This window comes from Streptomyces albireticuli, assembly GCF_002192455.1.
GTDB classification, from domain to species: domain Bacteria; phylum Actinomycetota; class Actinomycetes; order Streptomycetales; family Streptomycetaceae; genus Streptomyces; species Streptomyces albireticuli_B.
In genome coordinates this window covers 4,711,005-4,734,148 of sequence record NZ_CP021744.1, presented here as the reverse complement: position 1 = coordinate 4,734,148, position 23,144 = coordinate 4,711,005, and the positions used below count along the sequence as shown (strand labels likewise).

Genomic DNA, 23,144 nt, shown 5'->3' with positions numbered 1-23,144 from the left:
CCCCGCCCCGCCCCCTCCCGCCGTACGCCGGCTGCGGGCCGTTACCCCCCCTGAGCGGCCGCTTAGAAAAGAGGTCCGCATCACAGCCGCCAAGCCGTGACCAGAGCCCTACGGACGGGTAACTTCCAACAGGCCCTGTCGTCCCGCCGCCCAGGCGCTCGGCAGGCCCGCCTCAGGCCCGCCTTCCCACGCCCACTGGAGCCGTGATGCCCGAAGCCGTGATCGTCTCAACCGCCCGCTCCCCGATCGGCCGCGCCTTCAAGGGCTCGCTGAAGGAGATGCGCGCCGACGACCTGACCGCGACGATCATCGGCGCCGCGCTCGCCAAGGTCCCGGAGCTCGACCCGCGCGACATCGACGACCTGATGCTCGGCTGCGGCCTGCCCGGCGGCGAGCAGGGCCACAACCTGGGCCGGATCGTGGCCGTCCAGATGGGCATGGACCACCTGCCCGGCTGCACGATCACCCGCTACTGCTCCTCGTCGCTCCAGACCTCGCGGATGGCGCTGCACGCCATCAAGGCGGGCGAGGGCGACGTCTTCGTCTCGGCGGGCGTGGAGACGGTCTCCCGGACGGTCAACGGCTCCTCCGACGGCATGCCCGGCAGCCACAACCCGCTCTTCGCCGAGGCCGAGGCCCGCACGGCCGCCCGCGCCGAGCAGGGCGCGGACGAGTGGCACGACCCGCGCGAGGACGGCCTGGTGCCGGACGCGTACATCGCGATGGGCCAGACCGCCGAGAACCTGGCGCGCCTGAAGGGCATCAGCCGCCAGGAGATGGACGAGTTCGGCGTCCGCTCGCAGAACCTCGCCGAGGAAGCCATCAAGAACGGCTTCTGGGCCCGCGAGATCACCCCGGTCACCACCCCGGACGGCACGGTCGTCACCAAGGACGACGGGCCGCGCGCCGGCGTGACCCTGGAGGGCGTGCAGGGCCTGAAGCCCTCCTTCCGCCCCGACGGACTGATCACGCCGGGCAACTGCTGCCCGCTCAACGACGGCGCCGCCGCCCTGGTGATCATGTCCGACACCAAGGCGCGCGAGCTGGGTCTGACCCCGCTGGCCCGGATCGTCTCCACCGGCGTCTCGGCGCTCTCCCCCGAGATCATGGGCTTCGGCCCGGTCGAGGCCAGCAAGCAGGCGCTGCGCCGGGCCGGCCTGGGCATCGGCGACATCGACCTGATCGAGATCAACGAGGCCTTCGCGGCCCAGGTCATCCCCTCCTACCAGGCGCTGGGCGCGGACCTGGACCGGGTGAACGTCAACGGCGGCGCGATCGCGGTCGGCCACCCCTTCGGCATGACGGGCGCCCGGATCACCGGCACGCTGATCAACTCCCTCCAGTGGCACGACAAGCAGTTCGGGCTGGAGACGATGTGCGTGGGTGGCGGGCAGGGTATGGCGATGGTCATCGAGCGGCTGAGCTGAGCTGGAGCGCAGCGGAAGCGAGGCGAAGACGCGCGGGCGGTCCGAGCGGCTGAGCTGATCACGAACTCATTCACGGCGCCCTGTACGTGACCGTGACCGAATCGCCCCCAGGATGTGACCAACCTCCTGGGGGCGATTCGTTTCCGCAGGTCAGATATGTTGAAGAGGCAACGTCCGGGCCCTAAGTCCCGTCCCCTTCATGACGTTTTGCACTGTGGGCATACAGCATCACGGGCGAAGCTGAGGTAGGAATCTGGGGGACCTATAGCAACCGGGAGTACGTCAGTGAGCGCCTTGTCCCTTGCCCTGCTGCTTGCCGCTGCCACCGCCACGGCGGCGGGTGCCGCCGCCCTCCACAGCACGCGCGGCCTGCGCAAGCAGATCGCGGCCCTGCGGGCCGACCTCGCCGCGGCCGGCGCGGAGCGGCGTGAGCGCGCCCAGGTGCCGCACGCCCGGCCCGCCCCCGGCGCCGAGATCGCGGAGATACGGGCCGCCGTCGCCGACGCCCTCGCCGAGGAGCGCGAGCGCGAGCTCGCCGAGGCCCGCGCCTTCTGGGCGGCCCAGGAGGCCAGGGACCCCAGCGGCGCCGACGCCCCCTCGCTGCTCGGCGGCCTGCCCGGGCTCGGTGACGACCTGCTGGGCCCCGAGGGCCCGTACGGCAGCCTCTACCTGCCCCGCCAGGCCGACCTCGTGGGACTGGACCCGCTGGACTCCGCGGCCTCCGCCGAGGCGGAGGCCGCGGAGTCCCCGGAGCTGGCCGCCGCGCGCCGCCGGCACCCCTCCCACCCCGAATTCACCCCCGCGGGCCCCGCCGGCGACCACGAGAGCACCGTCGAGCGCCTCGCCGAACTCTCGGACGCCCGGATTCCGCTGACCGACGTACGGCCGGGGCCGCTGGGCACCCTCGACGTGTACGTCTTCGCCGACGGCACGACGCTCTGCATGACCCCGGGGCACCGCGAGACGGCGGAGCGGCTGGGGGCGGCGCTGGACGCGGGGGACGCGCCTGTGCTTCTCGGGGGGTCGGGGGTTTCGGGGGCGTACGCGCTGACGTTCTCCTGTGCGGTGGAGAGGGTTTACGTCCTGGCTGATCGGGTGATCGCTTCGCCGTGATCCCGAGTTGTCCTCAAGCGCCGGACGGGCTGCGTTTCAGCCCGTCCGGGGGCACCTCCCAGCGGTAGCCGGGGGAGTTTGAGGACCGGGGTCCGGGGCGGAGCCCCGGTTCGGGAAGGGGCGGGGTGGGGTGGGGACAAAGCCCTGCGCAGCGGTATACCCACCCCCGTTCAGACAACCCCGCTCCGCCTCCCCGCCTCCTCCACCCGGGCCACCGCCTCCGCGACCCCCACCCCCTCCGGCAAGGCACCCGCGCCCCCGGCCGCCAGCGCCAGCGCTTCGGCCAAATCATGACCGGCCACCGCCACTTGGTCCGCGACCGCGAACATCCCCGCGTCCGGCATCTCGCGCGGCGAACCCGCGCCCGGTTCCTCCAGGCGCTGGGTCCACGCGGCCAACTCTCGGGCCAGGGCCAGCGCTTCCGCCGCGGCCCCCCTGCTCAGACGGGACTGCGGCAGGGACCGCAGCCGGTCGGCGTAGGCGTCCACGGCGGCAAGAAGAGGCGTCACATCATCCACAGCGCGAGCCTATGCGCCGCCGACGGACTGTTGCCAACGGATGAACACTCAGGCACGGTGACAGGAAGGACCATCAGCCGACGCGTCCGGAGGCGCCGATGTCCCACGTCTTCTCCGACGAGACCCACCGGAATCTGCTCTCCCGTATCCCTCAATGCACCGGCCGTGAAGTCGCGGACTGGCTGCGCACGGTAGAAGAAGGCCCTTCCCTCTTCCGATTCGAGGAGAAGGTGAGCTGGCTCCGTGGAGAGCACGACCTCGCCTACGGCCATGCCAAAGCGATCGTCCACGAGTACGACCTCCGACGGGCCGCGCGGAAGCTCCGGTAGCGGACGCCACCCCGATCAGCACCTCCACAACGGGGCACGCACATGCGAAGGGCCCGGGAAGACGATGTCTTCCCGGGCCCTTCGTCAGCCGCCGGCCGTCAAGCCGGGGCGCTAGTCGTTGCCGGTGATGGCGGTGACCAGCTGGAGCATCTGGACGTAGATCCACACCAGCGACAGCGTGAGGCCGAAGGCCGCCATCCAGGCGATCTCGCGGGGGGCGCCGTAGCGGACGCCGTCCTCGATCTGCTTGAAGTCGATCGCCAGGAAGGCCGCGCCGATCAGGACGCCGATGACGCCGACGCCGATGCCCAGCGGGCCCGAGCGCAGGCCGAGGCCGTCACCGCCGCCGAAGGCGGCGAACAGGACGTTCACCAGCATCAGCAGGACGAAGCCGATGGCGGCGGCCGTCACGAAGCGGATGAAGCGGCGGTCGACGCGGATCAGCCGGGTCTTGTAGGCGATCAGGACACCGACGGACACGGCGATCGTGCCGAGCACGGCCTGGACCGGGGCGCCGTCCGCGTAGTGGTTGTACGACCGGCTGACCACGCCGAGGAACAGGCCCTCCAGGGCCGCGTACCCCAGGATCAGCGCGGGGACGGGCTTCTGCTTGAAGGACTGGACGAAGCCGAGCACCATCGCGACGAGGCCCGCGGCGAAACCGACGCCCACCGGGATCTTCGCCGCCCAGCCGATGACCGCCGCGACGACGACCAGGCCCAGCGTGGTGCCGGTGCGCATGACGACGTCGTCCATCGTCATCCGGTCGGCCCGCGCGGGGGCCTGCGGGGCGCCCTGCTGGGTGTCGGGACCCTGCGCGTACGGGTTCGCCGCGTACGGGTTGGTGGGCTCCGCGTAGGGGTTGTTCGCGTACGGGTTGCCCTGGGCCGCGGTCCCGGCCTGCGGGGCACCGTTGAAGCCGGCGTAGCCGTTGTCGCGGAACCCTCGCGAGAAGACCGGGTTGCTGCTCCTCATCCTCACTCCTCCGTGGCCACCCTGCGCGGCCTTGCGACCAGGGTAATGGGTAGGCAAAAGAATGCACTCGTGCTTGGGGACGATCTTTTGGTCGGGTACCCCCACCCGGAGAACGGGAATCCCGCGCCGACGGTTCCCTTCCCCCTTCTGCCCCACGCGGAATCCACCCCGGCCACGGTGGTCACCCGAGCCCCGCGACGGTGAGCCGCCCGGCGATGCCCTTGAGCTGTTCGAGCACCTGGGGGGCCGGGCCCGGGGTGACCGGCAGGAGGATGCGGTGCACCCCCAGGGCGGCGTACTCGTCGACGTCCTCGGCGGACGGCTCGCCCGCGCAGACCGTGATGGGGATGTCCGCGCGCCCGGCCGCGCGGGCCCGCCGGCGCAGGGCCTCGGCCCGCCGGTGGAGCCGGGCCGGGCTCCGGGCGTAGGGGAGCCACTCGTCCCCGTAGGCGATCACCCGGTCGATGACGCCCTCGTCGTCGCCGGCGACCAGCACCGGCGGGTGCGGCCGGCGCCTGGGCTTGGGCCAGGACCAGATCCGCCGGAAGGAGACGTACGTCCCCTCGTAGCTGGCCTCCTCCTGGGTCCAGATGGCCTTGACGGCCTGGACCCGCTCCCGCATCAGGTCGAGGAGCGTGTCGGGGTCGCCGCCGTGGTTGCGCAGCTCCTCGGCGTCCCCGCCCGGCCCGACGCCGAACAGGAAGCGGCCCCCGGACATCTGGTCCAGGCTCGCCGTCTCCTTGGCCAGGATGATCGGGTCCCGCTGGGCGATCAGGCTGGGCCCGGTGCCGATGCGCAGCTCGGTGGTGGTCGCGGCGACGGCGGCCAGGGCCACGAAGGGGTCGTAGACGCGGTACGAGCGCGGGCGCAGGGCCTCGCACTCGGCCACCCGGGGCCGGCGCGAGGCGGGGATGTGCGTGTGCTCGGGGAAGAGCAGGGATTCGAAGCCCAGGTCCTCCGCCGCCCGCCCGAGTTCACTCGGCTCGATGCCGTCGTGCACCGGGTAGGTCAGCAGGCCGAATCTCACGAGCCGGCCCGGCCCGCCCCGGCGGCGGGGTTCCGCAGCTCGCGGCGCAGGATCTTGCCCGCGTTCGAGCGGGGCAGGGCGTCGAGGAACGCGACCGACCGCACCTTCTTGTACGGGGCCACGCGGGCCGCGACGTACTCCATGACGGCCTCGGCGGTGAGCGCGGCGCCGTCGCCGGGGCCCGGCGCGGCGACGACGTAGGCCCTGGGGGTCTCCATGCCGTCCTCGTCGACCACGCCGACGACGGCCGCGTCGGCGACGCCGGGGTGGGTGAGCAGCACGGCCTCCAGCTCGCCGGGCAGCACCTGGTAGCCCTTGTACTTGATGAGCTCCTTGACCCGGTCGCTGATGAAGAACCAGCCGTCCTCGTCCACCCGGGCCAGGTCGCCGGTGTGCAGCCAGCCGTCCTCGTCGACCACCTCGGCGGTCTCGGTGGGCCGGCCCAGGTAGCCGCGCATGACCTGGGGGCCGCGGACCCACAGCTCGCCCTCCTCGCCCGGGGCGACGTCGCGGCCGTCCTCGGGCGAGACCAGCCGGCACTCGGTGGAGGGCAGCGGCTTGCCGACCGAGCCGGGCGGCGGGGTCTGGCCGCGGGGCGGGACATGGGCGCCGGGCGACAGCTCGGTCATGCCGTAGGCCTGGACGACGGGGACGCCGATGCGCCGGTGGACCATCTCGGCGAGCTCGGGCTTGAGCGGGGCGGCGGCGCTGAGCAGCTGCTGGATCGAGGAGAAGTCGCGGCCCTCGACCAGGGGGTGCTTGGCGAGGGCGAGCGCGATGGGCGGCGCCACGAGGGCGTGCGTGATGCGCTGCCCGGTCAGGATGTCGAGGAAGCCCGCGAGGTCGAACCGCGGCAGGACCACCAGCGTGGCGCCGGAGCGCAGGGTGACGCCGATCAGCGTGCTGAAGCCGTAGGCGTGGAAGAAGGGCAGCACCGCCAGCACCCGGTGGTCGGGGGTGACCTCCAGGGCGTGGCTCATCTGGGCGATGTTCGCGGTGACGTTGCCGTGGGTGAGCACCACGCCCTTCGCCGCCCCGGAGGTGCCGCTGGAGTACGGCAGCAGCGCGATGTCCGCGCTGCCCCGGGAGGCGTCGGCGGCCGGCCGCGGGGCGCCGGAGCCGGCCAGGTCGCCGATGCTCCGGTGGTGCTCGGCCTCGTCCAGGACGAACACCTCGCGCACGGTGTCGCCGCCCGCCTCACGGACCGTGGGGAGCAATGCGGAGACGGTGAATAGAATGCGGGCTTCCGCATCTTGCAGCTGGCGGGCCAAGTCCTTGGCGGTGGCCAGCGCATTCACCAGGGTGACGGCGGCTCCGGCCCGGGCGGCGGCGAGACAGACCACCGGGTAGAAAAGGGAATTCGGGGAATAAACCGCCAGGACCTCGCCCGGCTTCAGCCCTGCGTCGGCGAGTCCCGCGGCCACGGAGTCGACCAGCCCGGCCAGCTCCGTGTAGGTAATGGTCCGGCCGCTCACCGCGTCCACCAGGGCGGGGTGGTCACCGCGCTCCGAGGCACCGTCGAGAATGTATTCGTCGAGCGGTCGGCCCGGAAGATCTATGTCCTGGAACGGGCTGCGATAAATCATTTTTGATTCTCCTGCACAGCGGGACGGCGAAAGAGGCGGAACCGGCGGTGCGGAGTGAAGGACGCAACGACGGATCCGCCTCCCCCACCCCCCGCCCGGCCACCGGCCTTGCAAAAGTTTGACGTTCCTCGAACCATTTCGGCCGACGACGCGCGGCCCGGCGGCCGGTTCCGGCCACCGGCCGCGCCGCGCGGACGCGGCGGCTCAGCCGGCCTTCACCGCGGCGAGATGGCGCCCTTGCGCCTGGTGGTAGATGTACGAGACGAGGCCGGCCTGAAGACGGGATTCCACTTCCAACTTGGTGAGTATGCGGGCCACATGGGCCTTGACGGTGCGCTCCGTCACCTGGAGCCGCACCGAGATGGAGCGGTTGGAACAACCCGCTCCGAGCAGCCAGAACACGTCCTTCTCCCGGATGGACAGGAGATCCACCCTCCTGATCTGCGGCCACCAGTCAGGCATCCGTCACCGACCCCCTCGCATCGACAACACGAAACATGGACTCGCGTCTACAACTGGACACTAGACGGTCTTTGCACTCCGGCGCACTTAATCGTGACCCACGTCTCAATCAAGGAATCATAAATGCGCAAATGCCGATCAATACACATATGCCGGGCAGTTGCCCGAGTGGCCGGGGAAGGCCGCCCACTTCCCGCCGAATAAAACATGTGCGCTGGTATACATTTGAAGCATGAATCACCTGGATGGCGAGAACAGGAAAGATATTGCTGTTATTGGAATGGGATGCCGATTCCCCGCCGCACAGAATGTCGATGAATTCTGGAAAATGCTGACGGAGAACACCGACGCGATCACCCGGGTACCCGCCGACCGCTACCCCGTGGCCGACCACCACGACCCGACCGGCAGCGTCCTCGGGAAGACCGTGTCGGCCTACGGCGGCTTTCTCGACAAGCCGTTCGATTTTGACGCGGGATTCTTCGGAATTTCCCCAGTGGAGGCCGTCACCTCCGACCCCCAGCAGCGCCTTCTCCTCCAGGTCGTCTGGGAGGCCCTGGAGAACGCGGGCGTGGTCCCCTCCCGCCTGGCCGGCAGCCGCACCGGGGTGTTCGTGGGCCAGGCCACCGCCGAGTACGGCGAGACCATCGCGCCGGCCGACCGCACCGTGCGCACCGCCGCCGGCACCCGGCTCCGGGCCATCACCGCGGGCCGCGTCTCCTACGCGCTGGACCTGCGCGGACCCAGCATGGTGCTGGACACCGCCTGCTCGTCCTCGCTGGCCGCCGTCCACACCGCCCGGCAGAGCCTGCTCACCGGCGAGAGCGACCTGGCGATCGCGGGCGGCGTCAACATCATCCTGTCGCCCGAGGACTCCATCGCCTACACCCAGGGCTCCATGATGGCCCCGGACGGCCGCTGCAAGTTCGGCGACGTCACCGCCGACGGCTTCGTCCGCAGCGAGGGCGTGGGCGTCGTGGTGCTCAAGCGGCTCGCCGACGCCGAGCGCGACGGCGACCCCGTGCTCGCCGTGCTGCACAGCAGCGTCTGCAACAACGACGGCCGGGGCTCGGGCCTGCTGCTCCAGCCCGCCGTGTCCGGCCAGTCCGACATGATCCACGAGGCGTGCCGCGCCGCCGGTGTCACACCCGCGCGGCTGGACTACGTGGAGGCCCACGGCACCGGGACGCCCGTCGGCGACGACGTCGAGCTGCGCGCCCTGGCCGAGGCCGTCGCGGGCGCCCGGTCGGCGGACCGCCCGCTGCCGATCGGCTCGGTGAAGAGCAACATCGGCCACACCGAGGCCACCGCGGGCGTCGCCGGCCTCATCAAGGCCGTGCTGATCGCCCGGCACGGCGTCATCCCCGCCTCCCTGCACGTCCGTACGCCGCACCCGCTGCTCACGCGGGACGACTCGCCCCTCGACCTCGTCCGGGCCAACCGGCCGCTGGGGAGGACCGGCGAGCGGGCCCTGATCGGGGTCAGCTCGTTCGGGCTGTCCGGCACCAACGTGCACGCCGTGATCGGCGAGTACGTCCCGGTGGCCGACGGCCCGGCCGCGACCGCCGAGGACGGCACCGGCCCCCACCTGCTGGTCCTGTCCGCCCGGTCGCACTCGTCCCTGCGCCGGCTGGCCCGCGCGTACGCCCGCCACCTCGGGCCGGACGGGCCCGGCCGCCGGCACTCGCTCCGGGACGTCTGCGCGACCGCGGCCACGCGCCGCGACGCGCACACCCACAGGCTGTGGGCGGTCGGCACGACGCACGACAACCTCGCCGCCACGCTGCGGGCGCTCGCCGAGGGGACGGAGACCCCCGACGGCGGCATCGCGGAGGCCGGCTTCGGCGGCGCCCGCGGGACCGTCTTCGTCTTCCCCGGCCAGGGGTCGCAGTGGCTCGGCATGGGCCGCCGGCTGCTGGAGACCTCACCCGCCTTCCGCGCCGCCATGGAGGAGTGCGACAGGGCGGTGCGCGACGAGCTCGGCTGGTCGGTGACCGAGCTGCTCACCACGGCCACGGAGGAGTTCCCCGACGACGTCGCCGTCGTCCAGCCCGTGCTGTGGGCCGTGCAGGTCGCGCTGGCCGCGGCCTGGCGCGAGCGGGGCGTCGAGCCCGACGTCTGCGTCGGCCACAGCATGGGCGAGGTGGCCGCCGCCCAGGTCGCCGGCGCCCTCTCGGCCGAGGACGCCGCCGCGGTGATCTGCCGCCGCAGCCGGCTGATGGAGCGGGTGGCCGGGTTCGGCTCGATGATGGCCGTCGAGCTGTCGGCCGACGAGGCGCGGCGGGCCGCGGCCGGGCTCGGCTCCCTCTGCGTGGCGGTGGAGAACTCGCAGAGGTCGGCGGTGCTCGCGGGCGCCCCGGACGAACTCCGGGAGCTCGGCCGGGTGCTGGCGGGCCGGGGGGTCTTCCACCGCATGCTGAAGGTGAACGTCGCCTCGCACTCCCCCGGCATGGACCTGATCCGCGAGGACCTGCTGGCCGCGCTCGCCGGCCTGCGGCCGAAGCCGGTGAAGACCGCGATGGTGTCCACCGTGCGCGGCGACCGGGTCCGGGGCCCCGAGCTCGACGCCGCCTACTGGGCCGACAACCTGCGCCACCCGGTGGAGTTCGCCGAGGCCGTGCGGTCCGTGGCGAAGGAGGGCGAGCACGTCTTCCTGGAGATCAGCCCGCACCCCGCCCTGCTGACGGCGGTCGACGACGTCCTGGGCGACCTGGGTACCCCGGTGCCGCCGGTCGCCTCGCTGCGGCGGCACGAGGACGAGCCGCTGATGCTGGCCCGCTCGCTGGGACAGCTGTTTGGCCAGGGGGCGGCCGTGGCGTGGGAGCGCTGGTTCTCCCCCCGCGGCCCGGTCGTCCCGCTGCCCGCCTACCCCTGGGACACCGAGACGTACCGGCTGCCCGCCGGCCCGTCGCGGCCGGCCGCGCGGCGCGAGCGGGTGCGCGAGTTCCCCGTGACCGGGTCGGTCGCGGTCACCTCCCTGCGCGGACTCGCGCCGATCCCGCCCTCGTACTACATGGCGGCGGTGCTCGACACGGCGCGCGCCGACGGCGAGGGGGACGACGGGCGCCTCGTCCTGGAGGACGTCCGGCTGGGCGAGGAGTTCGTCGACGTGACGGAGGGCGCCGGGGTGACGCTCCGGGTCACGCTCACGGACGACGGCCGGGCGGGCGGGGCGCGGGCCCGGGTGGAGGCTTTGCGTCCGCCGGGCGACGAGCGGCCGCCCGTGCTCTGCATGACGGCCCGGGTCCGGCACGACGAGGAGGCCGGCGACGGGCGGCGGGGCGCCGACGAGCTGAACGACGCGCTGGCCCGCTGCCGCGCCTACCTGCCCGCTGCCGAGTTCGAACGCCTGGCCGTGGCGCGCGGTTACGAGTTCGGCGAGGCGTCCCGCGCGGTGGCCCAGGCGTGGCGTACGGAAGGGGAGGCCGTCGCCCGGATGCGGCTGACGGGGGCGGGGCAGCCGGCCCTGTGGGAGGCGGGCCTCCAGTCCGTCGCCGCGGCCTATCCGCTGGGCGGCGCACCCTCCGCCGCGACGTGCGCCTACGTCCCGGTGTCCTTCGACAGCGTGGAGATCGCGGGCGAACTCCCGGCGGAGTTCTGGAGCCTGGCGCGGTTCGTGCCGGACCCGGCGCGGCCGGAGGGGCGGGCCGAGGTGCTGCTCCTGGACGGCGCCGGCGCCGTCCTCGCCGCGTTCCGGGACATCCGGATGCACCGGATCGCCGGGGCCGAGGCGTCCCTGCCGCAGCGGATGGCCTCGCTGCTGCCGAGGCTGCCGGAGTTCGTCGTGAGCGCGCCGGCCGTCGCCACCGTGCGCGGCGGGGCCACGGCGCTGCTCTCGCACGTCGGGAGCCTGCTCGGGCAGGTGGCGGCCCGGACCGCGGCCACCGCCGGATCCGCAGGGGCCGGACCGGACCCGCTGTCCTCCGCCGGGGCGCACCGGCCTCCCGTGGCACCTCCTGTGGCACCTCCTGTGGCACCTCCTGTGGCAACTGCCGCGCCACCCCCCGTCCCGTCCGCCGTCGCGCCTCCGGCGGCGGAGGCGGGTCCGCCCGGGCCACGGCCGGCGCCGGCACCCGCGTCCGTCCCGGCGGCGACGGCCGAGGAGCGCTTCCTGGCCCAGGTGGCCGCGGTGCTCGGGCTGCCGCCCGAACGGATCGACGGCCGCCGGCCGCTGCGTGACCTCGGGCTGGACTCCCTGATGGCGGGTCAGCTGCGCCGGAGGCTGCTCACCGAGCACGGTGTCGACCTGAGCATCGGCCGCCTGCTGGGCGAGGACAGCATCGGGAGCCTGGCCGGCTCCCTGCGGTAGGCCGCGACCGGGGTCCCCGTCAGGCGGCGCCGGGGGCCCCGCTCGGCTCGGGGGCGGCCGCGAGCGGCCGCTCCACGCCGAGCGCGTAGCCGGGCATGATGCCCCGGAGGATGATGTGGAACAGCTCCCGCAGTTCCGCATAGAGGTGGGTGTCCGCGCCCTGCGCCTGCGTCCAGCGGTAGAGGGCGCCCAGATAGGCGTCGCGGAGCAGCTGGCCCACCCGTGACGCGTCCACGCCGGGGGACACCTGGCCCTGCCGGAGGCCCTCCTCGATGATCTCCGCGAAGATCCGGCTGGAATAGGGGTCCTCCAGCATCGGCCGGCCGGCCTTCACCCAGGCGAGGAGCATGGCGCGGGTGATGTCCCGCTCCTCCTCGTTGATGTCCACCAGGGCGGACACGCACTGATCGAGGCGTGCCACGACATCGCCGCGCGGCGCGGGCAGGAATCCGAGGCTGGCCTGGAGTTTCTCCCGCCGCAGGTCGCCCCAGGCGATGATGATGTCTTCCTTGCGCTGGAAGTAATTGAAGAACGTGGCCCGCGCGACGTCGGCCTCTTCGGTGATCTCGTCGATCGAGGTCTGGTCGTAGCCCTGCTTCGCGAAAAGCGTGACCGCCGCCGAGTACAGCCGCTGGCGGACCCTCTGCTTATTTCGCTCCCGGCGCCCTGCGACCGGTTTGGTCTCTATCATCTCAGCTCCTGGATGCGGAGAATTGCGACTTCGCTCCGCACCGTCGACGCCGCCCAGTATGCGCATGTCCCGAAGGCACTGTGCGCCGCCTTTGACGGGAGGTTGGTGCATTTTGAACCATTTTTACGCTGCGGCGCAACCCCGCGTTCATCTCACGTACCGCGGACGAAACACGTTTCAGACATCGTTTCCGGTTCCGTTTCCGGCGCCGGCCGCGTCGGGAGAGTCCGTCACATCCAATTCCCGGGCGCCGCCGAGCACGGCGTCCAGCAGACCGGAGAACCGGGCATCCAGGTCTTCTCTACGCAATTGAACGAAATAGTTGCGGCCCTCCAGGCGGGTCCGGGTGATCCCCGCCTCGCGCAGCACCCGGAAGTGGTGCGACAGCGTGGACTTGTGGACGCCCACCAGGAACTCCTCCGGCCAGCACGGGTGGTACTCGCCGTCCGCCAGCACCAGGAGCATGCGCAGCCGGACCGGGTCCGCGAGCGCGCGCATGACCTCCACGAACTTGATGCCCACCGCGTCCGGTTCCGCGAGGTAGCGAGCCACCGGGCCTCCCTCCGCCAAGTCGACGCAGCGATTGTATCCGTTGCATGGCGATCAAACCGTACCTTGACACGATCACGGGACGGAGCCCTAGTATGACGACTGTCAAACGATCTGTTACGTATTAAGCGAGGGGAAATGTACAGTCGCCTGCTCTTCCTTACCCTAGGAACCTTCGCGGTGGGTACGGACAGCTTTGTCATCGCAGGAATCCTCCCCGAGATCTCCGACTCGCTCGACGTGAGCATTTCGACCGCGGGCCTGCTGATCACGGTCTTCGCGTTCACCTACGCGATCCTGTCGCCCATCGTGGCCGCCACGACCGCGCACTGGCCCCGCAAGCGCCTGCTGCTGGCCGGCCTGCTCATCCTGGCGATCGGCAACGCGCTGACCGCGGTCCTGCCCACCTTCGGGCTGGTGCTGGCCAGCCGCGCGGTCGCCGGTCTCGGCGCGGCGATGTTCACCCCGACCGCGAGCACCACGGCGGCGGCGCTCGCCCCGCCGGAGCAGCGCGGCCGGGCCCTCGCGATCGTGATGGCCGGTCTCAGCGGCGCCACCGCCCTCGGCGCGCCCATCGGCACGGTCATCGGCAGCCAGGTCAACTGGCAGGCGACGCTCTGGTTCGTCGCCGTGCTCAGCGTGCTCGGCGCCGTCGGCATCGCCGTGCAGATGCCCGACGTCCCCTCGATGCCCCCGGTCAACCTGCGCAAGCGGATGGCCCCGCTCAAGGACGCCCGGGTCGGCTTCACCCTGCTGACCACCGTGCTGGTCTTCACCGGCCTGTACACCAACTACAGCTTCGTGGCCGAGTCCTACGACCGGGCCACGGACGGCAACGGCACGGTCCTGGCCGTGCTGCTCTTCGTCTGGGGCGCCGGCGCGACCGTCGGCAACCTCGGCGCCGGCCGGCTCACCGACAGGATCCCGGGCAAGCGCATCATCGCCGTCGCGATCATCGTCGCGGGCATCGACTTCGCGCTGATGCCGCTGTCCAACCGGTACCTGGGCACCGCGATCGTGGCCATCTTCGTCTGGGGCATCTGCGGCTGGGCCTCGCTGGTCCCGCTCCAGCACCGGCTCCTGACGATCTCCCCGGCCCACGGCACCCTGACCATCGGCCTGAACGCCGCCGCCACGTACCTCGCGGTGTCCGCCTCCGGCCTCACCGGCGCCGCCGGCATCCGCCTGGTCGGCGTGCACAACCTCAGCCTCTTCGGGCTCGGCTTCATCGTGCTCGGCCTGATCTCCTCGGGCATCGCGAGCCGGCTCATCAAGAAGGGCGAGGACGCCCCGGAAGAGGCGTCCGCCACCACCCCGGCCATGTCGAAGAGCTGAGGGAAACCGAGGAGACCCGCCATGAATCTCGACTCGATGTACCGGGAAGTGATCCTCGATCACTACAAGCACCCGCACGGTCGAGGGCTTCGCGACGGCGACGCCGAGGCGCACCACGTGAGCCCGACCTGCGGCGACGAGATCACCCTGCGGGTGAAGCTCGACGGACGGGTCGTCCAGGACGTCTCGTACGAGGGGCAGGGCTGCTCCATCAGCCAGGCCAGCGCCTCCGTGCTCAACACCCTCCTGGTCGGCCGCGACCTGGACGAGGCGGAGCGCATCCGGGGCGCGTTCCTGGAGCTGATGCAGTCGAAGGGCCGGACCGCGCCCGACGAGGCGGACGAGGCCGTGCTGGACGACGCGGTCGCCTTCGCCGGGGTCTCCAAGTACCCGGCCCGGGTCAAGTGCGCCCTGCTGAGCTGGATGGCCTGGCGGGACGCCACGGACCGGGCGCTGGCCGCCACGGGCGGATAGGAACGGGGACGGAGCCCGCGTGCCGCACGCGGGCTCCGTCGCCACGGGACCGGTCACGGCCGTCAGGCCGCGGCCGCCGCCGAGACCTCCTGGCCCCCGTACAGCGGGGTCCCGGCGGGCCCGCCCAGGTCGACCGGGAGGGTGAGCAGACCGCGCATCGGCATCCCCGGGCGCCAGCGGAGCTCGTCCACCGGGGTGTCCAGGGCCAGACCGGGGAAGCCCTCGAAGAGGGCGCGGAGCGCGATCCGGGCCTCCATCCGGGCCAGCGCCGCCCCCAGGCAGTAGTGGATCCCGTGCCCGAAGGCCAGGTGCCCGCCGGTCTTCCGGCGGATGTCGAAGGACTCCGGGTCCTCGTACACCGCCTCGTCGCGGTTCCCGGACACCAGGGAGATCAGGACGATCCCGCCGTCGCCCGGGATCAGGGTGTCCCCGATCGTCAGGTCCTCCGAGGCGAACCGCCAGGTCGTCGCCTCCACCGGCCCCTCCCAGCGCAGGGTCTCCTCGATCGCCCCGTCCAGCAGCGACCAGTCCTCGCGCACCGCGGCCAGCTGCTCCGGGTGCGTCAGCAGGGCCAGCGTGGCGTTGCCGATCAGGTTGACGGTCGTCTCGTGGCCCGCGAAGAGCAGCACGAACGCCGTACCGCGCAGCTCCTCGTCGCTCAGCCGGCCGCCGTCCTCGTCGGTGACGTGGACGAGCGCGCTGAGGACGTCGTCCCCGGGCGCGCGCCGCTTCTCGGCGACCAGCTCGTCGAGGTAGGTGTTGAGGCGCGTGGCGCTCTCGAAGTAGTCGGGCGTCGGGGCGTCCGAGGAGATCAGCTTGTTGGACGCCTCCTGGAAGCGGTCCTGGTCCAGGGCGGGCACCCCGAGGATCTCGCAGATCACGGCGATGGGCAGCGGATAGGCCAGCGCCTCCATCACATCGGCCCGGCCGCCCGCGGCCAGGGCGCCGACCAGGTCCGCGGTGAGCTCCTCGATGCGCGGCCGCAGGGCCTCGATCCGGCGCGGCGTGAACGCCTTCGAGACCAGCTTGCGCAGCCGGCTGTGGTCCGGCGGGTCCGCGCTGAGCATGCTCCGGCCGAACAGCTGGGTGGTGTTCTCCTCGCTCCCGGTGCGCATCCTGCGCAGCTCGGGGGCGGCGAAGGACCAGTCCTTGCGCAGCCTCGGGTCGCCGAGGGCGGCCCGCGCCTCCTCGTAGCTGACGACGAGCCAGGCCTCCAGGCCGCCGGGCAGCCGCACCCGGTGCACGGGGCCCCGCGCCCGCAGTTCCCGATAAATCGGATAGGGATTCTCGGTAAACACTGGACCAAATTCCTCCAGGTCCACTATGTTGCCGCTCACTGAGGCTCCCTTCCGCGAGTTCGCATTTCCGGCCGGCCTTTCTGGGGCAGACAAAGCACAGAGGCCACCGAGCGGGAAGCTAGCAGTCGGCGCATGTCCCGTAAATTGAACTTTCGATACATTGCACGGGTCCGGGGCCTGTGCTGCCACTGTACTTTTGACCAGTGTTCGGCCGGGACCGATGCGGTCCGGGCCGGTTTCGTGTTCGACTGGACGGCCATCGCAATGGACTGCCGATTCTTTTGCAACACCACGGCCTGCATCGGATGCGGAGCGTAAATACACATGGGTGACGGGACGCTGCACGAGCGGATCGCGGAACTCCAGGAGCTGAAGTCCGCGGCGCGGCTGGGCCAGGACCCCGCGGCGACGGAGCGCCAGCACGCCAAGGGCAAGCTGACGGCCCACGAGCGCATCGCCCTGCTGCTCGACAAGGGGTCGTTCACCGAGGTCGAGGGGTTACGCAGACACCGTGCCCGGGGCTTCGGCCTGGAGGCCCGGCGACCGCACTCCGACGGTGTGATCACCGGCTGGGGCACCGTCCACGGCCGTACCGTGTTCGTCTACGCGCACGACTTCCGGATCTTCGGCGGGGCGCTCGGCGAGGCGCACGCCCAGAAGATCCACAAGATCATGGACCTGGCCGCCGCCGCGGGCGCGCCGCTGGTCAGCCTGAACGACGGGGCCGGGGCCCGCATCCAGGAGGGCGTCTCGGCGCTCGCCGGCTACGGCGGCATCTTCCAGCGCAACGTCCGGGCCTCCGGGGTCGTCCCGCAGATCAGCGTGATGCTCGGGCCCTGCGCGGGCGGCGCCGCCTACTCCCCCGCCCTCACCGACTTCGTGTTCATGGTGCGGGACATCTCCCAGATGTTCATCACCGGCCCGGACGTGGTCCAGGCGGTCACCGGTGAGCAGGTGAGCCAGAACGGCCTCGGCGGCGCCGATGTGCACGCCACGGTCTCCGGAGTGGCCTCGCTCGCCTACGACGACGAGGAGAGCTGCCTGGAGGACGTCCGCTACCTCCTGTCGCTGCTGCCCTCCAACAACCGCGAGCTGCCGCCGCACGAGCTGCCCACCGACCCGGCGGACCGTTCCAACGACGCGCTCCTGGACCTCGTCCCCGCCGACCCGAACCGCTCGTACGACATGCGCGCCGTCGTCGAGGAGATCGTCGACGACGGCGAGTTCTTCGAGGTCCACGCCGGCTGGGCGACCAACGTGCTGTGCGCCCTGGCCCGGCTGGACGGCCATGTCGTCGGGGTGATCGCCAACCAGCCCGCCTCGCTCGCGGGCGTCCTGGACATCCACGCGAGCGAGAAGGCCGCCCGCTTCGTGTCCACCTGCGACGCCTTCAACATCCCGCTGGTCACCCTCGTCGACGTGCCCGGCTTCCTGCCCGGCGTCGACCAGGAGCACGGCGGCATCATCCGGCACGGCGCCAAGCTGCTCTACGCCTACTGCAACGCCACCGTGCCCCGGGTCTCGGTCATCCTGCGCAAGGCCTACGGCGGCGCCTACATCGTCATGGACTCCCAGTCGATCGGCGCCGACCTCACCCTCGCCTGGCCCGGCAACGAGATCGCCGTCATGGGCGCCGAGGGCGCCGCCAACGTCATCTTCCGGCGCGAGATCGCCGCCGCCGACGACCCCGACGCCGTACGGGCGCAGAAGATCGACGCGTACAAGAGCGATCTGATGCACCCCTACTACGCGGCCGAGCGCGGTCTGGTGGACGACGTGATCGACCCCAGGGAGACCCGGTCCGCCCTGATCAGCGGCCTGCGGATGCTGCGCGGCAAGCACGCGGACCTCCCGTCGCGCAAGCACGGCAACCCGCCGCAGTAGGCACGCGCCCGGCGCCCCCGGCGCCCCGTCCATCCCGATGCATCACCGTCAGGAGACTCCATGAAGTTCGGGTACCACTCCGGCTACTGGTCCGCGAAGCCCCCCACGGGCGTGGAGGGTCTCGTCGCGGAGGCCGAGCGGCTCGGATTCGACTCGCTGTGGACCGCCGAGGCGTACGGCTCGGACGCCGTGGCACCGCTGGCCTGGTGGGGCGCGCGGACCGAGCGGCTGCGGCTCGGCACCGGCATCATGCAGATGTCCGCGCGCACCCCCACCGCGACGGCCATGACGGCGCTCACCCTCGACCACCTCTCCGGCGGCCGGTTCGTCCTCGGCCTCGGCGCCTCCGGCCCGCAGGTGGTGGAGGGCTGGTACGGCCTGCCGTACCCCAGGCCGCTGGCCCGCACCCGGGAGTACGTGGACATCGTCCGCGCCGTCATCGCCCGGGAACGCCCGGTGGAGTACGCCGGCGAGCACTACCGACTGCCCTTCCCCGGCGGTACGGGCCTGGGCAAGCCGCTGAAGTCGACGCTGCACCCGCTGCGCCGCGAGATCCCGGTCCTGCTGGCGGCCGAGGGCCCGAAGAACGTGGCGCTGGCCGGGGAGATCGCCGACGGCTGGCTGCCGTTCTTCTTCTCGCCGCGCAGCGACGCCTACTACAAGGAGCGGCTGGAGGAGGGCTTCCGGCTGCGGGCCGCCGAGCGCTCCCCGAAGGAGGACTTCGAGGTCCTCGTCAGCGCGCCCATCGTGCTCGACGACGACCTGGAGCGGGGCATCGACAAGCTCCGCCCGCTGATCGCCCTCTACGTCGGCGGCATGGGCGCCAAGGGCGCCAACTTCCACGCCGACGTGGTGGCCCGGATGGGCTACGAGGCCGACGTCGAGAAGATCCAGAACCTCTATCTGGGCGGGCACAAGAAGGACGCGATCGCGGCGGTCCCGGCGGCCCTGGTGCAGGACGTGGCGCTCGTCGGCGGCAAGGACAAGATCCGCGACGACCTGGCCGCGTGGGACGAGACGGTGGTGACCACCATGCTCGTCCGGGACGAGGACCCGCGCGTCCTGCGCACCATCGCGGAGCTCATGGACTGAGCTCCGCGCCCCGCGCGGACGGCGGCGGGTGACCGGTCCGTACCGGTCACCCGCCGCCGTCGTGCCACGGAAGGGGACGCCGGGTCAGCGGCCCAGCTCGGCGATGACGCTCTTGGTCTCCAGGTAGTTCTCCAGCACCGCGTGGCCCAGCTCGCGGCCCCAGCCGGACTGCTTGTAGCCGCCGAAGGGCAGCGCCGCGTCGACGGTGTTCCAGGTGTTCACGAACACCGTGCCCGCCTTCATCGCCGAGGCGGTGGTGAACGCCTTGTCGATGTCGCGGGTGAACACGCCGGCCGCCAGGCCGTACGGGTTGTCCTTCTCGATGGCGACGATCTCGTCGAGGCTGTCGAAGGGCAGGACGACCAGGACGGGGCCGAAGATCTCCTCGGCGACGATCCGCATGTGCGGCTTGGTGTCCGTGAAGATGGTCGGGGCCATGAAGTAGCCCTTCTCCCCCACGCGCCGGCCGCCGGTGCACAGGGTCGCGCCCTCCGCCACGCCGGACTCGACGTACTCCATGACGCGGTCGAGGTGCTCGGCGGAGACGAGCGGGCCCATCACGGTCGCCGGCTCGGTGCCGGCGCCCACGGTGATCTGCTCGGCGGCGGCCTTGAGGCCGGCCACGACCTCGTCGTGCACCGGGCGCTCCACGTAGAGGCGCGAGCCGGCGAAGCAGGTCTCGCCCTGGTTGAAGAAGATCGCCTCGGCGGACTTGGCTATCGCCTTCTCCAGGTCGGCGTCGGCGTAGACGACGTTGGGGGACTTGCCGCCCAGCTCCAGCGTCACCTTCTTCACGTTCTCGGCCGAGGCCCGGATGATCTCCTTGCCGACCTCGGTCGAGCCGGTGAACGCCACCTTGTCCACATCGGGGTGGGCGACCAGCGCGGCGCCGGTCGAGCCGTCACCGGTGACGATGTTGACGACGCCGTCCGGGACGCCCGCCTCCTGGATCAGCTCGCCGAGCCGCAGCGCGGTGAGCGGGGTCTGCTCGGCGGGCTTGAGGACGATGGTGCAGCCGGCCGCGAGCGCCGGGGCCAGCTTCCACGCGGCCATCAGCAGCGGGTAGTTCCACGGCACGATCTGCGCGACGACGCCGAGCGGCTCGCGCTGCGTGAAGGACAGGAAGCGGCCCGGCGACGCGGACGACATGGGGATGGTGTTCCCCTCGATCTTCGTCGCCCAGCCGGACATGTAGTGGAAGGTGTCCGCGGCCATCGGGACGTCCGCGAAGCCGGCGAAGGACACCGGCTTGCCGTTGTCCTTCGACTCCAGCAGCGCCAGCTCGTCCCGGTGCTCCAGGATCAGGTCACCGATCTTGTGGATGATCCGGCCGCGCGCCGACGGCGGCATCCTGCGCCACGGCGAGCCGGGCTCGAAGGCCTCCCGGGCCGCGCGCACCGCACGGTCCACGTCCGCGCCGCGGCCCCAGGGCACCGTGGCCAGCACCTGCTCGGTGGCCGGGTCCACGGTCTCGAAGGTCGCGCCGTCCGCGGCCTCGACCCACTTGCCGCCGATCAGCATCCTGCGCTCTTCCGGGCTGTTCGTCATCGAGAAATTCCTCCCATGGCACCGGCATCGGGTCCGGCCCCATTATTTGAAATCCTGACTGCCGCCGAGATCCGCACCGGTAAATCCGGGCTTCTCAACAGCAATTACCTTCGCTATGTTGTCAACGGTGCGGCGGGCGCCGCCCCTTCAAAACGAGAAAAGGAGAAATCCCATGACCGGGAAACCCGTTTCCGTCGTCACCGGCGCAGCCCATGGAATCGGCCGGGAGACCGCGATCCGGCTGGCCGCGGAGGGCTTTTTCGTGGTCGCCGCGGACCGGGACGAGGCCGTCTCGGAGGTCGCCGAGCTGACCGGCGGCCGCGCCGTGCAGTGCGATGTGACCGACCCGGAGGCCGTGCAGGAGCTGGCCGACGGCCTCGACCGGCTGGACGTGCTGGTCAACAACGCGGGCGTCTGGGAATTCATCCCGCTCGCCGAGACGACCGTCGAGCGCTATCGGCGGGTCATGGACATCAATGTGCTCGGCAGCCTGCTGTGCCTCCAGACCCTGACTCCGGTCATGGCCCGCAGCGGTGGCGGCTCGATCGTCAATCTCACGTCCTTTCTCGCCGAAACGACCCGCGCCGAGTCCGGTATCTATCCGGCGGCGAAGGCGGCCATCAACGCCCTCACCCGGCAGGCCGCCGTGGAATACGCGGAACTCGGTATACGGGTGAACGCGGTCGGCCCCGGAATGATCCAGACCGAGGGGCCGGTGACATGTACGGGCCGACGCGCGAGGAGCGGGACCGGCGTGGCAGCCACATCCCGCTCGGCCGCATCGGCCGCCCCCAGGACATCTCCGGGGTGATCGCGTTCCTCGCCTCGGACGAGGCCCGCTACGTCACGGGCCAGGTCCTCTACGCGGACGGCGGCATCGGCCTCGGCACGATGAAGTACCTCCGCCAGGCCTGGGCCGGCTGACCCGGCCGCCCGCCGGCCGCTGCCCCGCGAGGGCAGTGGCCGCGCCACGGTCCCCGTCCCCCTCTTCCGGGTCGCTCGTCCGGGCTCCGCTCAGCGCACCAGGCCCGCGTGGAACTGGCCGTGGAAGTCGTTCGGGATGTGGTGCGGCACATGGGCGCGCCCCAGCTCCTCGAACGACCGCGCGTCCAGCACGAGCATGAAGGACTTGCCGGTCTTGGCGTCGAGCACGCCCGACAGCAGGACGCCGTCGTCCTCCCCGGTGGCACCGGGACGCTGGACGAAGACGCCCTCGCTGGGGAAGCAGCCGCGCTCGTACCAGGTCTTGTACGAGCCGTCGACGATGTCGATCTTGGAGAGCCGGTTCATCGCCATCAGGCTCTTGGGCGAGGAGCTGATGCCGTAGGCGTAGCGGTACGGGCGGCCGTTGTTGCCCCGGTAGTTGATCGTCGGCATCTCGATGCCGCGCGGGGAGAGGTGCTCCCAGCCGACCGTGTCGCCGGACCCGGCCATCGGCAGGGTGTAGCGGCGCAGCGCGTACCCGTAGGCGTCCAGGTCGAACTGGCCCTCGGTGGGCGGCAGGCCGAGCACGGACTCGTACGGGGTGTGGGTGGCGGCGATGTCCACGACGATGTCGTTGCCGATCTCGGCGGCGTTGACGTGGTGGAAGGCGAAGAACGCCTCGCTCTCGAAGGTGCGGGTGACCTTGCCCTCGCGCTTGTCGACGACGAGGAAGCGGGCGGGCCGCTCGGGCTGCCAGCTCATGCAGGCGACGAACGGGTAGCCGGGGTCGCGGAACTTCTCCGTGTCGAGGACGACGGGGAACTCGACGAGGATCACGTAGTTCTCGGTCACGGCGAAGCTGTGCATGTAGCAGGGGTCGTCGATGTCGACGACGGCCAGCGGCTTCTGCACGGCCTCGTTCTCGGGGATGTAGAACACCTGGTAGGCGTTCCCGTCCGTCATCTTCGTCGTGTAGTTGATGACCGCGCGCTTGTGGAAGTCGAAGTGCGGGTGCGGGGTGGACACCTCACCGAGGAACTGGTCCTTGAAGGTGTGCTCGCCGTGCGCTTCCAGCTTCAGCGGGTCGAACTCCATCCACATCGGCGACTCGTTGATCGCGTAGAACTTCTCCGCGACCTTCATCAGGTTGACGCTGGGGTTGTCGCTGATGTTGGGCGAGTACGCGGACATGTGGCGGCCGAACAGCTTCTGGCAGGGGTCGAGGAGCTCCAGGCCGTACTGCTTGCCGTGGAACTCGCCCTTGTCCATCCACAGGTCGTAGGCCTTGGTGCGCAGGTGCCGGTTGACGTAGGAGACCTGGCCGTTGCCGAAGGAGTACGAGTGGAGCATGCCGAGCCCGTTGAACCAGTGCGTGAGGCGGTAGTCGCCCAGGTCGAACTTGGCGGGGCCGTTGCGGATCAGGGTGCCCGTCAGCCACTCCGGGATGCGCCCGGTGATCGGCAGACGGTCGACGCTGACCTCCTGGTCCAGGCTCTGGTAGCCGGGGAACTCCTTGGGCAGCGGCGAGGGACCGGCCGGGATGGTCATCCTCTGCGGAAGGACCGGCAGATCCGAGCTGGTCTCGGGGCTCATGACTCTCCTT

20 protein-coding genes are annotated in these 23,144 nt (G+C 71.4%); 10 read left to right on the top strand and 10 right to left on the bottom strand.

Going from position 1 to position 23,144, the window contains the following annotated elements:
• The first annotated feature begins 206 nt into the window (after positions 1-206).
• On the top strand, positions 207-1,427 hold the full coding sequence (locus SMD11_RS20455; protein WP_087927828.1) for an acetyl-CoA C-acetyltransferase: 1,221 nt from the start codon (positions 207-209) through the stop codon (positions 1,425-1,427).
• A gap of 285 nt (positions 1,428-1,712) precedes the next feature.
• A complete protein-coding gene (locus SMD11_RS20450) occupies positions 1,713-2,540 on the top strand; it encodes a hypothetical protein (protein ID WP_087927827.1) in 828 nt (275 codons plus the stop codon).
• Positions 2,541-2,710: 170 nt separating this feature from the next.
• On the opposite strand, the gene SMD11_RS20445 is transcribed toward SMD11_RS20450, so the two are convergent.
• The gene (locus SMD11_RS20445; protein ID WP_087927826.1) at positions 2,711-3,058 is read right to left on the bottom strand and encodes a hypothetical protein; all 348 of its coding nucleotides are present in this window, start codon (positions 3,056-3,058) and stop codon (positions 2,711-2,713) included.
• A gap of 98 nt (positions 3,059-3,156) precedes the next feature.
• Here SMD11_RS20445 and SMD11_RS20440 point away from each other — a divergent pair, with 98 nt between their 5' ends.
• Positions 3,157-3,387 carry a DUF4287 domain-containing protein gene (locus SMD11_RS20440; RefSeq protein WP_087927825.1) on the top strand — a complete coding sequence of 77 codons (231 nt, stop codon included), beginning with the start codon at positions 3,157-3,159 and terminating at the stop codon, positions 3,385-3,387.
• Positions 3,388-3,498: 111 nt separating this feature from the next.
• On the opposite strand, the gene SMD11_RS20435 is transcribed toward SMD11_RS20440, so the two are convergent.
• From SMD11_RS20435 to SMD11_RS20420, 4 genes are all read right to left on the bottom strand, one after another.
• Entirely contained in the window at positions 3,499-4,362 is an 864-nt protein-coding gene (locus SMD11_RS20435; protein WP_087927824.1) for a Bax inhibitor-1/YccA family membrane protein, read from the bottom strand.
• Between the two features lie 181 nt (positions 4,363-4,543).
• The gene (locus tag SMD11_RS20430; protein ID WP_087927823.1) at positions 4,544-5,389 is read right to left on the bottom strand and encodes a TIGR03619 family F420-dependent LLM class oxidoreductase; all 846 of its coding nucleotides are present in this window, start codon (positions 5,387-5,389) and stop codon (positions 4,544-4,546) included.
• On the bottom strand, positions 5,386-6,975 hold the full coding sequence (locus tag SMD11_RS20425; RefSeq protein ID WP_087927822.1) for an AMP-binding protein: 1,590 nt from the start codon (positions 6,973-6,975) through the stop codon (positions 5,386-5,388). The genes SMD11_RS20430 and SMD11_RS20425 overlap by 4 nt, the downstream gene beginning before the upstream one ends.
• Before the next feature lie 204 nt (positions 6,976-7,179).
• Positions 7,180-7,437 carry a helix-turn-helix domain-containing protein gene (locus SMD11_RS20420; protein ID WP_087927821.1) on the bottom strand — a complete coding sequence of 86 codons (258 nt, stop codon included), beginning with the start codon at positions 7,435-7,437 and terminating at the stop codon, positions 7,180-7,182.
• A gap of 232 nt (positions 7,438-7,669) precedes the next feature.
• Between SMD11_RS20420 and SMD11_RS20415 the strand changes: the two genes are divergently transcribed.
• Complete coding sequence (locus tag SMD11_RS20415; RefSeq protein WP_087927820.1) at positions 7,670-11,746, top strand: type I polyketide synthase; 4,077 nt, start codon at positions 7,670-7,672, stop codon at positions 11,744-11,746.
• 19 nt (positions 11,747-11,765) lie between these two features.
• Here SMD11_RS20415 and SMD11_RS20410 read toward each other — a convergent pair whose 3' ends face one another.
• Both SMD11_RS20410 and SMD11_RS20405 read right to left on the bottom strand, forming a co-directional pair.
• The gene (locus SMD11_RS20410; protein WP_159395333.1) at positions 11,766-12,437 is read right to left on the bottom strand and encodes a TetR/AcrR family transcriptional regulator; all 672 of its coding nucleotides are present in this window, start codon (positions 12,435-12,437) and stop codon (positions 11,766-11,768) included.
• Between the two features lie 177 nt (positions 12,438-12,614).
• Entirely contained in the window at positions 12,615-12,989 is a 375-nt protein-coding gene (locus SMD11_RS20405) for an ArsR/SmtB family transcription factor (protein WP_234366099.1), read from the bottom strand.
• 135 nt (positions 12,990-13,124) lie between these two features.
• On the opposite strand from SMD11_RS20405, the gene SMD11_RS20400 reads away from it, so the two are divergent.
• Positions 13,125-14,321 carry an MFS transporter gene (locus tag SMD11_RS20400; protein ID WP_087927818.1) on the top strand — a complete coding sequence of 399 codons (1,197 nt, stop codon included), beginning with the start codon at positions 13,125-13,127 and terminating at the stop codon, positions 14,319-14,321.
• A 21-nt stretch (positions 14,322-14,342) separates the two neighbouring features.
• Positions 14,343-14,795, top strand: a complete 453-nt coding sequence (gene sufU, locus SMD11_RS20395; RefSeq protein ID WP_087927817.1) for a Fe-S cluster assembly sulfur transfer protein SufU — start codon at positions 14,343-14,345, stop codon at positions 14,793-14,795.
• Positions 14,796-14,857: 62 nt separating this feature from the next.
• On the opposite strand, the gene SMD11_RS20390 is transcribed toward sufU, so the two are convergent.
• Entirely contained in the window at positions 14,858-16,093 is a 1,236-nt protein-coding gene (locus SMD11_RS20390) for a cytochrome P450 family protein (RefSeq protein WP_234366098.1), read from the bottom strand.
• A gap of 324 nt (positions 16,094-16,417) precedes the next feature.
• Between SMD11_RS20390 and SMD11_RS20385 the strand changes: the two genes are divergently transcribed.
• The gene (locus tag SMD11_RS20385) at positions 16,418-17,977 is read left to right on the top strand and encodes an acyl-CoA carboxylase subunit beta (RefSeq protein WP_087927816.1); all 1,560 of its coding nucleotides are present in this window, start codon (positions 16,418-16,420) and stop codon (positions 17,975-17,977) included.
• 60 nt (positions 17,978-18,037) lie between these two features.
• Positions 18,038-19,069, top strand: a complete 1,032-nt coding sequence (locus SMD11_RS20380; protein WP_087927815.1) for an LLM class F420-dependent oxidoreductase — start codon at positions 18,038-18,040, stop codon at positions 19,067-19,069.
• An 84-nt stretch (positions 19,070-19,153) separates the two neighbouring features.
• Here the strand turns inward: SMD11_RS20380 and SMD11_RS20375 are convergent, their stop codons facing one another.
• A complete protein-coding gene (locus SMD11_RS20375; RefSeq protein ID WP_087927814.1) occupies positions 19,154-20,617 on the bottom strand; it encodes an aldehyde dehydrogenase family protein in 1,464 nt (487 codons plus the stop codon).
• A 172-nt stretch (positions 20,618-20,789) separates the two neighbouring features.
• On the opposite strand from SMD11_RS20375, the gene SMD11_RS20370 reads away from it, so the two are divergent.
• Complete coding sequence (locus SMD11_RS20370; RefSeq protein ID WP_159395332.1) at positions 20,790-21,428, top strand: SDR family NAD(P)-dependent oxidoreductase; 639 nt, start codon at positions 20,790-20,792, stop codon at positions 21,426-21,428.
• Positions 21,338-21,541, top strand: coding sequence for an SDR family oxidoreductase (locus SMD11_RS36845; protein ID WP_087927812.1), 204 nt, complete (start codon positions 21,338-21,340; stop codon positions 21,539-21,541). Before SMD11_RS20370 ends, SMD11_RS36845 begins: the two co-directional genes overlap by 91 nt.
• 90 nt (positions 21,542-21,631) lie before the next feature.
• On the opposite strand, the gene SMD11_RS20360 is transcribed toward SMD11_RS36845, so the two are convergent.
• Complete coding sequence (locus SMD11_RS20360) at positions 21,632-23,134, bottom strand: carotenoid oxygenase family protein (protein ID WP_159395330.1); 1,503 nt, start codon at positions 23,132-23,134, stop codon at positions 21,632-21,634.
• Positions 23,135-23,144 lie beyond the last annotated feature (10 nt).

Excerpts from the sequence above, each read along its gene's own strand:
- SMD11_RS20420 (WP_087927821.1), bottom strand. The coding sequence starts at position 7,437 with ATGCCTGACTGGTGGCCGCAGATCAGGAGGGTGGATCTCCTGTCCATC.
- SMD11_RS20370 (WP_159395332.1), top strand. The coding sequence starts at position 20,790 with ATGACCGGGAAACCCGTTTCCGTCGTCACCGGCGCAGCCCATGGAATC.
- SMD11_RS36845 (WP_087927812.1), top strand. The coding sequence starts at position 21,338 with ATGTACGGGCCGACGCGCGAGGAGCGGGACCGGCGTGGCAGCCACATC.
- SMD11_RS20380 (WP_087927815.1), top strand. The coding sequence starts at position 18,038 with ATGAAGTTCGGGTACCACTCCGGCTACTGGTCCGCGAAGCCCCCCACG.
- SMD11_RS20415 (WP_087927820.1), top strand. The coding sequence starts at position 7,670 with ATGAATCACCTGGATGGCGAGAACAGGAAAGATATTGCTGTTATTGGA.
- sufU (WP_087927817.1), top strand. The coding sequence starts at position 14,343 with ATGAATCTCGACTCGATGTACCGGGAAGTGATCCTCGATCACTACAAG.
- SMD11_RS20375 (WP_087927814.1), bottom strand. The coding sequence starts at position 20,617 with ATGACGAACAGCCCGGAAGAGCGCAGGATGCTGATCGGCGGCAAGTGG.
- SMD11_RS20425 (WP_087927822.1), bottom strand. The coding sequence starts at position 6,975 with ATGATTTATCGCAGCCCGTTCCAGGACATAGATCTTCCGGGCCGACCG.
- SMD11_RS20440 (WP_087927825.1), top strand. The coding sequence starts at position 3,157 with ATGTCCCACGTCTTCTCCGACGAGACCCACCGGAATCTGCTCTCCCGT.
- SMD11_RS20435 (WP_087927824.1), bottom strand. The coding sequence starts at position 4,362 with ATGAGGAGCAGCAACCCGGTCTTCTCGCGAGGGTTCCGCGACAACGGC.
- SMD11_RS20455 (WP_087927828.1), top strand. The coding sequence starts at position 207 with ATGCCCGAAGCCGTGATCGTCTCAACCGCCCGCTCCCCGATCGGCCGC.
- SMD11_RS20385 (WP_087927816.1), top strand. The coding sequence starts at position 16,418 with ATGGGTGACGGGACGCTGCACGAGCGGATCGCGGAACTCCAGGAGCTG.
- SMD11_RS20360 (WP_159395330.1), bottom strand. The coding sequence starts at position 23,134 with ATGAGCCCCGAGACCAGCTCGGATCTGCCGGTCCTTCCGCAGAGGATG.
- SMD11_RS20410 (WP_159395333.1), bottom strand. The coding sequence starts at position 12,437 with ATGATAGAGACCAAACCGGTCGCAGGGCGCCGGGAGCGAAATAAGCAG.
- SMD11_RS20400 (WP_087927818.1), top strand. The coding sequence starts at position 13,125 with ATGTACAGTCGCCTGCTCTTCCTTACCCTAGGAACCTTCGCGGTGGGT.